This window comes from candidate division KSB1 bacterium (genome assembly GCA_022562085.1).
GTDB lineage: Bacteria > Zhuqueibacterota > Zhuqueibacteria > Oceanimicrobiales > Oceanimicrobiaceae > Oceanimicrobium.
The window spans coordinates 1-14,252 of record JADFPY010000023.1; the positions used below are offsets into that span (position 1 = coordinate 1).

The 14,252-nt window shown below is 45.1% G+C and carries 9 protein-coding genes and 1 pseudogene; 4 read left to right on the forward strand and 6 right to left on the reverse strand.

Annotated elements, in window-relative coordinates; all coding sequences use genetic code 11:
• The coding region (locus tag IH879_03845; GenBank protein ID MCH7674066.1) for a right-handed parallel beta-helix repeat-containing protein at nucleotides 1-389 on the reverse strand (389 nt) is incomplete at its 3' end.
• On the opposite strand from IH879_03845, the gene IH879_03850 reads away from it, so the two are divergent.
• The 4 genes and pseudogenes from IH879_03850 (at nucleotide 378) to IH879_03865 (ending at nucleotide 4,023) form a co-directional block, all read left to right on the forward strand.
• Nucleotides 378-857: a hypothetical protein gene (locus IH879_03850; GenBank protein MCH7674067.1), complete on the forward strand. Its 480-nt coding sequence runs from the start codon at nucleotides 378-380 to the stop codon at nucleotides 855-857. The genes IH879_03845 and IH879_03850 overlap by 12 nt on opposite strands.
• Nucleotides 858-992: 135 nt before the next feature.
• Nucleotides 993-1,679, forward strand: coding sequence for a hypothetical protein (locus tag IH879_03855; GenBank protein ID MCH7674068.1), 687 nt, complete (start codon nucleotides 993-995; stop codon nucleotides 1,677-1,679).
• Between the two features lie 29 nt (nucleotides 1,680-1,708).
• A complete protein-coding gene (locus tag IH879_03860) occupies nucleotides 1,709-3,466 on the forward strand; it encodes a PQQ-binding-like beta-propeller repeat protein (GenBank protein ID MCH7674069.1) in 1,758 nt (585 codons plus the stop codon).
• A 314-nt stretch (nucleotides 3,467-3,780) separates the two neighbouring features.
• Nucleotides 3,781-4,023: pseudogene (locus IH879_03865) on the forward strand (Uma2 family endonuclease).
• A 31-nt stretch (nucleotides 4,024-4,054) separates the two neighbouring features.
• Here the strand turns inward: IH879_03865 and IH879_03870 are convergent.
• From IH879_03870 to IH879_03890, 5 genes are all read right to left on the reverse strand, one after another.
• Complete coding sequence (locus IH879_03870) at nucleotides 4,055-5,224, reverse strand: caspase family protein (protein MCH7674070.1); 1,170 nt, start codon at nucleotides 5,222-5,224, stop codon at nucleotides 4,055-4,057.
• Between the two features lie 28 nt (nucleotides 5,225-5,252).
• Nucleotides 5,253-7,535 carry a VWA domain-containing protein gene (locus IH879_03875; protein ID MCH7674071.1) on the reverse strand — a complete coding sequence of 761 codons (2,283 nt, stop codon included), beginning with the start codon at nucleotides 7,533-7,535 and terminating at the stop codon, nucleotides 5,253-5,255.
• A gap of 116 nt (nucleotides 7,536-7,651) precedes the next feature.
• Complete coding sequence (locus IH879_03880; GenBank protein MCH7674072.1) at nucleotides 7,652-11,068, reverse strand: hypothetical protein; 3,417 nt, start codon at nucleotides 11,066-11,068, stop codon at nucleotides 7,652-7,654.
• Nucleotides 11,069-11,252: 184 nt separating this feature from the next.
• Nucleotides 11,253-13,316, reverse strand: coding sequence for a BatA and WFA domain-containing protein (locus tag IH879_03885; GenBank protein ID MCH7674073.1), 2,064 nt, complete (start codon nucleotides 13,314-13,316; stop codon nucleotides 11,253-11,255).
• 3 nt (nucleotides 13,317-13,319) lie between these two features.
• Complete coding sequence (locus IH879_03890; GenBank protein ID MCH7674074.1) at nucleotides 13,320-14,213, reverse strand: DUF58 domain-containing protein; 894 nt, start codon at nucleotides 14,211-14,213, stop codon at nucleotides 13,320-13,322.
• Between the last annotated feature and the right edge of the window lie 39 nt (nucleotides 14,214-14,252).

Consider the following 14,252-nt stretch of genomic DNA (forward strand, 5'->3'; position numbering starts at 1 on the left):
GGATGCATCCCATGACTCGAATTGGCGTAGACGTGGTTTGAAGTGAAGGTATTGCCATCCGGACCAGAAAGCAAGTGCACCCCTTTGTTTGCGTGCCGATAGACTAGATTAGACGTAAAACTGTTGGAATCCGCCCCATCGAGATCAATCCCCCGATAACCGTTGCGCACCGTGGAGCTTGAGATCTCGCCCCGGACATTTAAGCCATCGAAGGTGATGCCGAATTGGCCGTTCTGACTCCATCCCAGATGGGCGAACTCGCCGTAGACCAGGCTGAAGCTGGTCGTGTTCCGAGCGAGGTTTTGGATATAGGCTGTGTTGCCGCTGGCGCTGGTATCGGTGCCGGCATTGGGGGGTATGTGACCTTGGCAACGGGTTTGTCCGAACACAGCAACGGGGGAGCCCTGGGAGACTTCTGTTATGATGAGAAGGGTGTTCCCTCCCTGAATTGCACACTGTGGGGGGCAGCAATCGGCGGCAGCGCGGGTGCCCTTCTAGGTGGGTCTAAGGCCATCCTGGAAAGCGAGTCGCCCTCAGCGGTAGAACGGAGTTTCGCAGTAGGCATGCTAGGGTTAGTCCTGGGTGCCGGGGTTGGTGTAGCGGCCGGGGTAGCAGCCGAAATTGCAGCGGACGAAGCAGTCGAAGCAGGGGAGGAACCGAACTTTTGCATTGATAACGATTGCACCCTGCTCATGGCTAAGATCTTCGGCGGTCTCGGCACGGTTGCTGGCGTTGTGTTGGGTGCAATAAGTGCAAAAGGTGCAAAGGAGGGCGATGCAAGAAACAGGCGATTCGATGTAGGTTTTTACCCACAGCGCAACAGCGGGTTTGCGATGAGGGCTTTGGTCAGGTTTTAGCGATGTGACTCATGACCCAATCAGCCAGAATGTCCTGTCAGAAACCTTAGTTACTAAGGATTTTCAATGTTATCGATGCCTGAAATGATGGATGGCACCACGAGTTAAGTCAAAAAGAATCAAAGGAAACTTGAGATGAAAAAATCTAATATTTTGACCGGTGTGCTTATTCTTCTTTTAGTTGAAAACGTAGCCGCACAAGACCTACCGGATCCATCTTTCACTTTAGCAAAAAAATCAATTTTGAGCGCTTCCTTTCAGTATCAAAATTTACCCGATCGCTGGGACATCAACTACTACGGACTAAATTTAGAGATCTTTTTAAACGAACATATAAGTTACTCCGGATCCCTGGTTTTTGGAAAGGGCTCAGATAACCTCTATTATGGGCATTTTCCGCTAGCCGGTGCGGTGCTTTTGCTTCCCGCAGTTCTTGCAATGGCAGGGATTGAAACGATGTTTCCGGGGTTTTTTGAAAATGTGGACACTGCCGGAGACTGGGCTAAGGCAGGCCTTAAGATTCTATTACTTGAGAATCTAAATTATAACGTTCGCATCGGCAACAAATTTATGATTGTACCCTATTTGAAGTTGCTCGGGGCCGAGGGTGAAGTACGTGAAGCAGGAAAAGGTTCGGAGACCTCTGATGTAGTCATTCTAACTACAGGGGCTGGCATCAATTTGAGATTTTTTTTAACCGGGCGTCTTACCTTGAACCCAAATCTCAATTTTAAACGCTTTTTCACCTGGGGTAGAGCTTCGTTTGGGGATGGCAATTATAGTGGATATACATTTGGCATTAATTTAGGTTATGTGTTCTAAAAATAATCACCATTTAACAGGAGGTTGTCATGAAAAAGTTAAACTTAAGTTGTTTGAGACTCTTAAGCTTGCTGACTATTCTGGGCTTAACGGTCAATGCATTTGGTCAGTCTGAACAGGTCTGGACGCACACTGTTCAAGGAAATATCAAATGGCTACAGCTTGCTCCAACTGGTCATTTGATTGTTAGCACTAAGGAAAGTCTCGTTGGCGTCGATCCGGAAAACGGTGAAATTCTCTGGACCAGGAAGGATTTAAAAGGGCTGAAAGAGCGGCCCATAGAATACCATGATAGCTGGCTGGGAGAGTTTATTCCGTTCACTCCTTACGTGGTGGTTCGGAAACATAGCGAAGCTGGCAAGCTCTTCAAACATGAGACTGCGCCCACCTACATAAGCGTCATGAATGCTGTAACCGGCGAAGACATTTTGACCACGGAAACGATGGGTTTAAAAGCTCACTATGGCTATTTATTGCTACCAGAAATTGGCAGCATGTTGATTTACGCAAAAGATAAGGACAAGAAAAAGAAGGTGCTTGCCATACAACTACAAACCGGCAAAGTTTTGTGGGAAAACAAAGATTCTTTCAAATTCGAGGCAGAAAAGGAGGATATTTCTGGCATTCAACCGCCCCTGTTTGATACTGAAGAAAGCATGATCACCTTTATGACCAAAAAAGGAATACGCAAGTTCAGTTCCAAAACCGGTGAATTAATTTGGGAAACAAATATAAAGGCAAAACATGCGCCCTATTTAACCTACGGTTATGCAGCAATGCTCTTAAATGAAAAAGACAAAGTTATCTATGCTGCCAGCGACAAGACCGTCTATGCTGTCCGCACGGAAGATGGTAGTCTCCTGTGGGAAAAAGCGCCCAAGTTAAAAGGCCGGGTTTCATGGATGCGACTAACTCCGCAGGGTCTGCTGGTAAGGGGGGGTTCCAAGAAGTCATTTATTCAGCTACTCGATCTTGCAACCGGACAACCCATATGGGAAAAGCGCTTCACCTTCAAAGTTAAAGAGAACGATCGGGGTCAGATGTCGCTAACTCCGCAAGGGCTGGTGATAAAGGGAGAATCTTTTATCAATCTAATCGACCTTGCCACGGGAAAGCCGGTGTGGAAAAAGAAGTTCAAGAAACTGAAGGATGACGCGACTAACTTCGTCGTCAAAGATGATAAAGTCGTGGTGTATTCAGACAAAAAGCTCTATGCCATCAACCTTTCCGATGGGAAATATACTGAAATAGCCAAAAAATTGAAATTTGAGGGGAAGGAAACGCCGGGTGTACTGACCCTCAGGGATGATGGATATTTTTTACGGTCGAGCAATAACCTCATGCTCGTCTCGTTTAGCGGAGAGAAGGTTTTCCACACCTATCATAAAGCGCCGGGACTTAGTTTCGCAGAAAGAATGGTGGGTTCGATCGCTCGAAAAGCGGTGGGAGTGGCAGCAGGACAGCTTGGAGGCTGGGAGGTTGACAGGGAAGGCGCGCACGAGCAACTTGGCCATTGGGCACCAGTTTTATATATGGGTGACGAAGGTTTTTGGTACGAAAAACGTTTTAAGGCCACAGAGAATCGGGACACCTATACTTATATACTGACAAAAATAAAAACGGAGAGCGAAAAAGGATTCGGCTTCGTACGGGTCAACAAAATCAACGGCAAGACAGAGGGTCACATCATTTTGGGAACCAAAACACCTGTTCATCAAATAGACGAAATCGAATCGTGGCTCTTTTTTAAATCAGACAAACAGGAGATCGTCTGCTATAAGTTTTAGTAACAAGTAAGCCTTTTCAGATAGTTCATTTATTAGATCTGTGATTGTCATCTTAAGTACTTCAAGCCAAGGGTTAAAAAGCTAACGAGACTTGTTGTGGGGATGGCGAGCGCCTTTTGCAAGAATTGCGTTCTTCCCAACGCTTTCAATATAATGAAGAAATCTGTTTTTATCTTGACGGAACATGGGAATAAAATCTCTGAGAACGTTTATCTCAATATAAATAGCACATATTTAGAAAAAAATCAAGTGGAGAATTGATATCAAAAAAGAAATCTACACCTTCCCGAATACTCTGAGCTTGAAGATCGTATAAGTCCACGGAAGCGTATGACCGTGGCAAAAAATTTGATTCCTACCGGCTGCTTCCTTCCTTAAGGGAGTATGTTTTGATAAATCAGCACGAGATGCATGTCGAGCATTTCTACAAAAATGAAAAAGGTCAGTGGATGTTCAAGGATTACAGAGATCAGGAAATATTGAATTTATTTTCCATGGACAGCAGCATGGCAATAGCTGACTTTTATCAAAACGTCGATTTTAAGGAAAAGGAGTGACCTTCACCAAGCATGCGTGAATTAAGTTAACTTACTCTTTCTTCCCACCCTTCACCTTCTTCAGCCGCTGATTCGTCTTTGCCAATTGCACAAGCAGAGACTCTAACTGGCTGGTATACTCCTGCAGAGAAAGTTGATCTTTCTTCGCCTTTAAATCTTCGATTGCTTGTCCCAAACCCAATTTTTCCAACCTCAAACTGTCAGCGGGAGACTGCGTACCGGATTTTAGGCGCTGCAAACTCGTTTGAAATTCAGATGACAATCCGGCCAAATAAACCCGGCTTGCCCACTTGCCGTCTTCGGCGTCTTCGAAATCCTGGCTGCCTTTACCGTCGCCATTGTCATCGAGAAGCGGATGCTCGGCGCGCAGCCGGCGCTGATCTTCGTACCATTTGTCCTGGCTGGTTTTAGCAAATTTAAAGGCCTCCAAAATACTCACGCGATTGTCTTTATTTAGATCCGCCTGGTTGTCATCGAAAGCATCTAAAAAGAAATTTGCAAAACTGGTTTCGAAATATTCGCGGCCGCTTTTGGTCGCTGTGATAATGACCCTTTCTTTGCCGCTCAACTTTTTGATAAAGGGACCGCTGGCGCTGCTGGTATTCACCAGAATGATTTTGTTCGTTGGGAGTTTAGCCAATAATTGCGCGTAATCGATGGCCTTTAAATCAGGGCCGAGCAGATTGAATTTGCTCCAGGTGCCGTCAAAGGTACCATGGCCAACCATAAAGATAAAAAGCTGGTCTTCCTGTTTCATCTTGACTGCCAGCCGGTTCATAACATCGCGAACGTTTTCGGCAGTGCATTTGGCCTTGATTTTCAGAGAATCGTAAGCAAGGTCTTCAAACAAATAAAAAACATTTTCAGATTTATAGTCCAATTCGTTCACCAGCAAGTCATACATGCGGTTGGTCTGGTCGAAGTATTCTTCAGTGAACTCTTTCTGACCGCCGATACCGCCGATGATGACTGCGTATCTATCGCCGAAGTTTATAGAAGATTGAGGATAGAGGATTGAGAATTGACTTAAAAAATTTGAAGCAAAAAGAAAAAATACGAAAATGTAAACAATCTTGTCATTCCGACCCCTTCGACTTCGCTCAGGACAGGCTTCGGGAGGAATCTGTGAGTACGTAAAACGACCAGATTTCTCACGTCGCTTCGCTCGTTCGAAATGACAATACAGTTTAGGTTTTTTCATTAGACAATAATCAATTATCGATAAACAATCAAGAAAGGCCTTTGCTGCGGCGCAAATACCACTCAACAGACAAAATCAGAATCAGCAGCAGGAACAAGAGCGGCATGTCCCACAAATCGTATTCGACCAATTTGGAATAAGTGCCCTGCATGACCGAAATCTGATCCGGCAGGCTCTCGGCCTCATCCTGGTGATAATATTTGCCGCCGCTGATTTCGGCGATTCTTTTCAGAAGCGGGGCTTGCAGCTGCGCATTTGAAAACTCCGTCGTCGATTCTTCAACAAAAAACGCAGCCTCTGTTTTCCCTAAAAACGACCCGTTTGATGAACGCGCGGTAATTTCAACTAAATACAACCCTTGTTCGTCCGGGTGATAAGCGCCGATATACTCGACTTTGCCATTAGATGACCAATTAAAAGGGACATCGATTATCTTTCCGGACGGAGTGGTAATTCGAGCTTTAATGGTGGCGTCTTCGATTGTTGAGAAAGTGCTGTCTCTCACATCAACTTTCAAAGTTACTTCGTCATTCGGAACGTAGGTCTCCTTGTCCAAATGGCATTCAATTGGTTCCGGAGAGGCAAGCGCCAACCAACGTAGAATCTGACGCCAAAAACGCTCGTGACTCATATCTTCGTGCGACAACCCCATTTGCCAGAGCCATGAGCTGGAGGTCGCAAACACCATGGATCGGCCCCGGCCAAAACGTTGTTGAGCTAAAATAACTTTGGGATCCCCGGCCTCACTCAGTGGATGGACCGCCAGAATCGTGGCACCCGGCTTGGCCCTGCCCAGCGGGTTATAGCCTTCTAAATCCGGCAAGGCGTCCCACAAATTACGACTTTCGCTTTCTGTTGATGCAAGCTGCAAAATAGGATTTCGATATCCTTCCGGGGTAAGCAAGAGTTTAAATTTATCTCGAAACGTGCCAGGAAATTGCTGCACCGCGCTATTTCTGTAAGGCAATTCAACCGGCAGCATTTTTTCGACCGGAGTTCCGTAGTAATTGCCCTGGCCAAAAGTCTGGCTGCCGCCAAGCATTAAAAATCCGCCGCCGCGCTGGGAGACGAATTCTAATGTATTCTCCAATTCTTTTGAGCTGAAAAAATCAGCTTCGATGCTGCCAAAAATGATCGCGTCGTATTCGAAAAGCTCCCTCTTATTTTTTGGATAGCCGTCTCTCAGCTCGCTTTGATCCTTAATCCCCTGGCGGTAAAACTTCTCCTGGCTGGTTCGCAAAAGTGAAACAAGCTCCAAACTTGGATCGCCGTCAATGGCACGACGAAGATACTTAAACTCGGCGCGCGGATAGCCATCAATGTAAAGCACGCGGGCGCGTTTGCTGCGATTATCGATCAAGAAACTCTTGCTGTTGTTTTCTTTTATGGACTCATTTTCTTGCGCAACCACGTTCAAGCTATATCTGACAAACCCGCTTTTTTGAGGAGAAAATTTTAGCGAAGTTCGAGTCGCAGCACCCTCTAAATTTACGGTTTGTTTTTTTACAATCCGGCCTTCTTCTCTTAATTCCAATTCGACTTTTTTCTTTTCAAGGCTTTTGTTCTTGATGAGCGCCGAAAGTTCAATGACCGAATTTTCAATAACCGAGTGGTTGACAGCCACTTTTGACAACTCAATATCCTCGGAACGCTCACTGCCCACCCCAACGACAAAAACCGGTAAATTTTTGTTTTTCATCACGGCGGCATATTCAAGCGGGTCGTCATCGCCATTGTTGACGCCGTCTGTAAACAGCACAACGCCGGAGACCGCACTCTGTTTTGCCACGTCCGCCGCAAAAGCCAAACTCCGCGCCAAATTCGTTGCGACACCTTGAGCGGCTAATTGTTGAGTTTCTTTCAGGTGTTCGACATCCGAAGAAAATTTATACATTTGAATTTTAAAATTCTGCTTCAGTCTGTCGGTAAGCCCGGGGGCCTCCTCACTTCCCAACAATGTTTTGGTAAAATCTAATCGGGACAAGTCATCTTCAGCATCCTGAATGGACATGCTTTTGGAATCATCAACTAGCAGGATCAAAGAACTTTTGCGCGGGACAACCGATGATACGGTAACCACTGGTTCCAGTAAGATGATCAAAAGCAGCGTAATAACCACGAACTTTAAACCGATCAAAACAGTTTTGAACTTCCGGTTCAACTGCAAGGTGGTTTTTCTGTAAATCAGCCAAAGAGCCACAGCAAATAAAATCACAATCCCCAAAAGGGCTATAATAGAAGGAAGTAATTTAAAAGTGATTTCGCCTTCTGAAAAAACTACCGGGTTGTATTTTAGTAGAAATTCGAGCATCTCTAAAGTCTTATTTACTATTTCTAAATGTCAATGTCTTTAAAAATGGGAAGCTGGATGCTGGGTGCTTGCTGCTGGATGCTTTACCCAGAATCCAGCAGCAAGCAACCAGAAAGCTATTTTTTCGTCTTCGACAACACTTCATAATATTTTTCAACCAAAGCCTCGTACTCGGGCGGAATTTTTTCTTCCCGGGCCAGAAACAGTTTTTCTTTGTTTTTCAGGATTTCTAATTTATGCGCCAGTTCAGCTTCAAAAGCTTTCAACGGGTTGAGCACTTGTTCTTCTATCAATTGAAATCTTTCCGGGAGCCCGCCGCTAAAACTTCGGATCATACCCTCCATATTTTGACTTAATTTTTGAAACTCCCGGCTGAGTGAACTATCACCTTGAACCGCCCTTTGAATGTGCTGCAGATTTCTTAAGTTTTCCGCCAACTGTTTATTCCAGTCCAACCTCTGTGGATCGACGGTCTGCTCAGGTCTCTGGCCTTCACCCGGACCGGCTTGTCGATTCTCTGAACTTTGTCCAGACTGGTTTTGCTTTCCTTCTTGCTGAGTTTTCTTCGCTCTCTCAAAACCTTGAGTTTCTCTTTTCATGGATTCCAGGTTCTCGCGCAGGCGACGGGTTTGGTTAAGCGCTAAATCCAGTTTCTCCTCATCGGTTTCAGCAAATATGCCGCGCAGATTGGTCAGTTTTTCGCGCAGTTGTTCAAGGCTATTTAAAATATCCTTTTCGGCCTGCAGCGCTGAATTCAACCGATTCTGCTTTAGAAGATTTTCAGCGCTCTCCATTTTTTTGTCTAAACCGGCCTGCTTCATTTCCTGCAACAGTTTGTTTATTTCACGAGAGAATTCTTTTTTATTTTCGCGGGCTTGACGGGATAACGAGTTAACCTGACCTTTAGAGGTTTCAAAATTATCCTTTAGAGTCGCTTGTTTTTCTCGTGCTTCCTGAAGTTGGTTCTGGTTCGGTGTTTCCTGGTTTTTTAGATCCTCAACGTCTTTAGTCAAATCTCTTTGTGCTTCAGCCAATCTTTCGAATTGCTGCTCAAGACTCTCAATTTGCCGCCGCAGCGATTCTTTTTGATTTTGCTGCAGCTTTTCCTGAAGACGTTTCAACCGGTTCAACGCCTGCGTTCCCTTCGCAGCCGCTCTGTCCATATTATTCTGCCGGAGGTTGTTCGAGGCATTGTTCATTTCATTGGTTGCCCGCCTCAAATCATCCTGAACGTCCCGGGGCAGATTTGAATTGCTCTGACCGCTCCGCTGCATCTTGCGGGTCAATTCCTGGGTTTGCCGGCGAATCTCCTCCTGCTTGCGCCGCAGCTCTTCAATCCGACGTTTCTTCTCTTGTGGTGGAAGCTCTTTGCGCGCTAAGTCGCGAGTTTGCCGGTTGAGTTGCTGCTGCCGGCGAGCCAAATCCTTGACTTTCTTGAGCGCATCATTCATCTGTTCATTTTTCTGCTGCTGTTGATTTTGGCGCAGGGTCTCATACTTATTCTTGAGCTTATCCATTTCTTCATCAAAGAGTTGGGCCAACTCGTCCATTGTGGCCTGGCTTCCTGCCCCCTGCCCCTGTGCCCGCTGCATCTGAACTTGCTTCAACTGTGCTTCCGCCCGCAACAAACTTTGATAAGCCTCTCGTTCAGGAACAAGGGCGTCCTTTAGCTGCCTTGAATCCAGTTCTACAATCGCCCGCTCCATGGCTTCAATTGCCGCAGAATAAAACTTGGGAATTTCGCCGTCTGCTTCTCGTGAAAAGATAGCTCTCTGCTGCATTTGCATCAGTGTGCTTTGGGTAACGTCGCGCAAGTTTTTTTGACTTTCAACGATAATGTGTATATTATTTGCCAATTCTTCTGCTTCGATTTTTTTCTTTTTTTGCTGTAATTTCCAGGTGGCCACTATAATTTCTTTCTGGGTCTCTGAGAGCTTACCGCCCATTCCGCCAGAGCCTCCACCCTGCCCTCCTTGCGACATAGAACGATAAAATTCCTTTTCAAACGAGCGAATCGAAATGAAAAATATCTCAGACGTGACTGATTCGACATTTTTAGAATCTCTGCTGTCATCTGCCTGAACGTGATAAGTCAAAAAATCGCCGGGTTGAACTTTCAGATCCTCAAGGTAAAATAAATACTCCGATGTAAACTCCTGAGTCTGTTCAAAGTACCCGGATGAATTCTCCCTTGAGGTTTTGCGCGTTCTCAATGTCAACTCTTTGGAATCCGATCCGTTTACGGTATAAAGCAGTTTCACCGAAGGCAGCCCGTAATCATCCCTCACTTCAATTTTAACCGGCACCTCTTCAAGCATGGAAGCTTTTATGTCGTGTCCCGGTCTATCGATCGTTAAAATCGGCGGTTGATTTGGCAAAGCGTGGATATAGTATTCCGGGGGCGGATCGTTGGTCAGACCATCTGTGTCAGTAATTAGGATTTTATAAAAGCTATCGCTGGTTACCTTGAATGAGGCCGTCACAACTGAATCCGCTGAAATCGATATCTCAAGCTTTTCTTCGTTTTCCCCGAGAATAATTTCGGCTTTATAAAGACGCTTATCCGCCACTGCGGCCATCTTAATAGTTGTGCCTTCCGGGGCCCAAACGTCGCCGGTATCGGTCTCCTTTTTCGATTTGAGGCCGGTATATTTCGGATAAATGTAAGTTAAATCTACACGATTAATCTTTGGCGCCTCATAAACAGTAAACGTAAAAATGTCGGAGAGCTTCTCATCCGCTTTTACATAATACTGGGTCTCGCTTTGAATATTAAAGAAACTATAAACAAAAACACCTTTGTCGCCGGTGACGTCCATCTCTGCTTTTTTCCACGAAGAATCTCCGTCGGAATAATACAAAACAACCTCTTCCGGTTCGAAGCCGGTTATGTCCGCTCTGATTTCCTGAGCCGACGCCTTCGGGATGCGTTTGCTGCCCGGTGACACTTCAAAAGTGGGAAAGAGTTTTGGATTCCGAAACTCCCACGGTGAAAAGATGCGATTGGTTTTTAAAGTAAAGAAATCAAGATTCGCCGGAATCATAGCGCCCAAAAACAAAAGAAGCGCCATGGCAAAGCTGCTCCAAACAACCGCGCTTTTGCTGTGGAGAGATTTTGCCAAATTAAGAGGTTGAATATGGATGCGGGCGTCATCTAAGAGTTGCGCCAGCAGACGAGACGAAGTGCCGGGATGTTCAGATCCGCCCAATTCAACTGCGGTTACCAGGCGGTCTTCCAATTGCGGATTCTTTTCTTCTAAATAACGGGCGAGCTGAATTTCGGTGGGAACATTCAGTAGCGGCCGTACGAGCGTCCAAAACAAAGTGACCACAAAGGTGGTGACAATTCCTGTCATCAAAAAGAACCGGGCTGAACCTTCCAATTCAAAAAAGGAATCCATCAAAAAACCAATCGAAAGAGCAGCAACGGTGCTGAGCAGGGTAAGCGAGCCGCCCTTCATCAGAATCAACTTTTTCCAATGTTGGCGGACTTTGTTGATGCGTTTTTTTAGAATTTCATGTCGGGCGTTCATGTAGAAATCACCTGATTAAAAAAAATCTTTCTTTTAGAACCAACCAAGCGTTAGTGTTATTATCAAGAGTCATTACGCTACGCTGTCATTTAAGTAGGTTATTTTTACAACTTTCAATAATGACGCCAACGGTAAATGACTTAATGACCTGTTTTGTCATTTGTTTCACTGTCATCCAATTTTTCTAGCGGTACGTCCTATTTGCTAACCAGGTCTCCCCTATCAAAAGTAGAATTACCCCTAAGATCACAAACCGCCAAATTTTTTGATTCTTTTCCTGCTGCTCGTCAGGTTTGGCGCTGGAAAAGGAAGCGGATTGGATGTTCGTCTCCGAAACGCCAGCAACCAAATCATGAAGTTCATCTGGCGGAATTGGCGTCAAGTCCGATTCCCGCGGGTCAACATTGACAGCAACGTAACTCGTCTTGCTGTTTTTCCGAATTTCATAAATACCCGGTTCGGAAGTGTCATCGAAAATATCGCCTTCCGGCTCGACTTTTTTACCAGAAGGGTATTTAACAGTGCAATCCAAATCATTTAACGGATTTAATTGTGCATTTCTCAAGGGCACTGAATCTCCAACTAATAACGATTTTTGGCCTTTTCTCTCTGAAGCGAGATAATCCAAAATTTGATAAATCAACGGAAGAAATATTGCCTTGACCGGCAAGTTATTCCATTCCGTATCCAGGCTCGAGGTAAAAAGAATGACTTTGCCGGCGCCGACTTTACGTTCCAAAATCGCCGGATTGCCGTCATCAAAAAAAGCAAGGGCGGATTCGGGGGTTAATGGTTCTGCTTTAAAATATTGATAGAATTGTGCGGAGCTCGGGTCGCTTTGACCGGGGCCTGCAAAAAGTCTAAAGATCGAATGTTGAAAATCAATCTCGGCCAGAATCGCACTGGTTTCACGGTTCACAGATTTAAAAGCTAGTTCAGTCAAAGAAGCCGGGGTAAGGTCACGAAAAAAACGGTTAAACGTCATGGGGTTTACATTATCCCCAAGCGCGAGAAGGAGTCCACCGCCGGCACGTACATAGTAAGTCAGTCGCTGCAGTGTTTCGCGGTCCAGATTCTTAACGTTGACCAGGATGACCGCCCGGTAGTTGCTGAAGTCATATTTCCTGGCTTCTTTGGGGCTCGTCTTAATTAAGGAGTATTTAGCCAAGTCGGGAAGATTGATCGCTCGTTCCAAAAAAAACAATTCGTCTTGAGTAGCATCTTTATGCGGCTCGCCGTTAACTGCCAGCAACTGAGCTTTCGTCTTATTCTCCAAAACAAAGAAATGGCGATTATCAATTGTTATACTTTCATTTTCAAAGGCAAGCTCAATATTTCCGGAAGCGTTTCCTTTCGGAAAGCGGACACGTTTGAATTGCACAATTTGCTCTTCATCAGCAGAAATAGCCACATTTCTTTGCGCAATCTTTTTGTTATTGATATTTAAAACAACATTAACTCGTTTCTTGTCATTCCCGTAGTTTTTGATGCGCGTTAGCACATCGCCGGTTTGAACTGAATTATGCTCTCTCGAAATGTGCACATCCACAACTGCGATATTGGAAAATTCAGATATTTCAATTGGCACAAAATTCAAGTTAATTCCGGATTGGATTGTCCAGTGCGGGTTCAAACTCTCGCGGGCTGATTTCTGAAAATCCGATATTAGATGGATCGTCTTCGATTCAAACTGAGACTCGAGCAGGACAGCTTCGGCAGCCTGGATTGCGTTTAGGTAATTCGTGCTTTGCTTGGAAAGCGAGAAACGATCTTCAAAATTTGACAACCCGGAAAAATTATCTCCAGTTTCAGCAATTGCTTTGGTGGTCTCGGAAAACTGCATGATAGTGACTTGATCACCCGGTCTCGCAGATCTCACAATTTCCTTTGCCTTTGTAATCGCTTTTTGAAAATTGTTTTCATACCCCATGCTGAACGAATTATCTACCAAAACAACAAATGCTCTGGATTCGTCGCCCCAAAAGGAGCCGGTCTCAACATTACTAAAAAAAGGACGCGCAAATGCAAATGCCAAAAATGCAAAAGCCGCTATCCGCATTAGCAACAGCAGCAATTGTTTTAGTTTTTGAGACTTGAACTTTTTTGCAGGATCGACTTTCAAGAAGCGCATCGCCGCAAAGGGAAGTTTGACCGCGCGATTACGCTTAATAAAATGAATGAGGATCGGAACGGACACAGCGGCCAGTCCCCAAAGAAATAAAGAGTTTAAAAAAGTCATTCCAAACATCGATTAACCTTTTCGACTGCGATGATTCAAGTAGCTGAAAAGTGCAAAATCCAGCGGCTTAGAGGTTTCTAACAAATGGTAATCAACGTGCATCCTGCCACAGCCTCTTTTTAGCCATGACATATGCGCCCGTAATTTTTTCATATAATTATCACGAACCAAAGCGGGAATAGCCATAAATTGTGAATCTCCTTCCATATCGATAAATTTGGTCGCGTTTTTAAAAGGGAAGGTCAATTCTGTTTCATCCATGACATGAAAGAGGATAACGTCATGACCTTTAAAACGGAAATGCTGCAGCCCGCGTAATATGGCAGCAGGGTCATCCAGCAAATCGGAAATTAAAATAATCAGGCCTTTTTTATTGATGGTCTCGGCAATCTGGTGCAGCGGCATAGACATTTCACTTTTATTGGCCGCCTCTATTTTTTCGAGGTAGCGCAAAATGGACAGCATGTGCCCTTTCTTATTTCTGGCACGAATAATTTGGTTAATCTGGTTATCATAAGTGATGAGCCCGACGCCGTCGCGCTGCTGAAAAATCATGTAACCCAGGGACGCCGCCAAGTAAGAGGCGTATTCCAACTTCGACAGGCCGTTGCTGCCGTAATTCATCGAGGCGCTGGTGTCCAGCAAAATGTGGCAGTTCAAGTTGGTTTCTTCTTCGAATTCTTTCAAATAGTACCGGTCGGAGCGGGCGTAAACTTTCCAGTCGATATGGCGAATGTCGTCTCCCGGGGTGTACTTGCGATATTCAGCGAACTCCACACTGAACCCCCGGTAAGGACTGCGGTGCAAACCGCAGATAAATCCTTCCACTATCGTACGGGCGCGCAGCTCCATGCCGGAGATTTTAGAAAGAATATTGGGGTCCAAAAATCTTATCTGGTTCGCCATATTTCAAAAAACAAAAATCTAAAAGATTGTAGAGCGAGA

Coding starts and splice junctions, on each gene's coding strand:
- IH879_03875 (MCH7674071.1), bottom strand. CDS start 7,535: ATGCTCGAATTTCTACTAAAATACAACCCGGTAGTTTTTTCAGAAGGC.
- IH879_03860 (MCH7674069.1), top strand. CDS start 1,709: ATGAAAAAGTTAAACTTAAGTTGTTTGAGACTCTTAAGCTTGCTGACT.
- IH879_03885 (MCH7674073.1), bottom strand. CDS start 13,316: ATGTTTGGAATGACTTTTTTAAACTCTTTATTTCTTTGGGGACTGGCC.
- IH879_03855 (MCH7674068.1), top strand. CDS start 993: ATGAAAAAATCTAATATTTTGACCGGTGTGCTTATTCTTCTTTTAGTT.
- IH879_03890 (MCH7674074.1), bottom strand. CDS start 14,213: ATGGCGAACCAGATAAGATTTTTGGACCCCAATATTCTTTCTAAAATC.
- IH879_03880 (MCH7674072.1), bottom strand. CDS start 11,068: ATGAACGCCCGACATGAAATTCTAAAAAAACGCATCAACAAAGTCCGC.
- IH879_03870 (MCH7674070.1), bottom strand. CDS start 5,224: ATGAAAAAACCTAAACTGTATTGTCATTTCGAACGAGCGAAGCGACGT.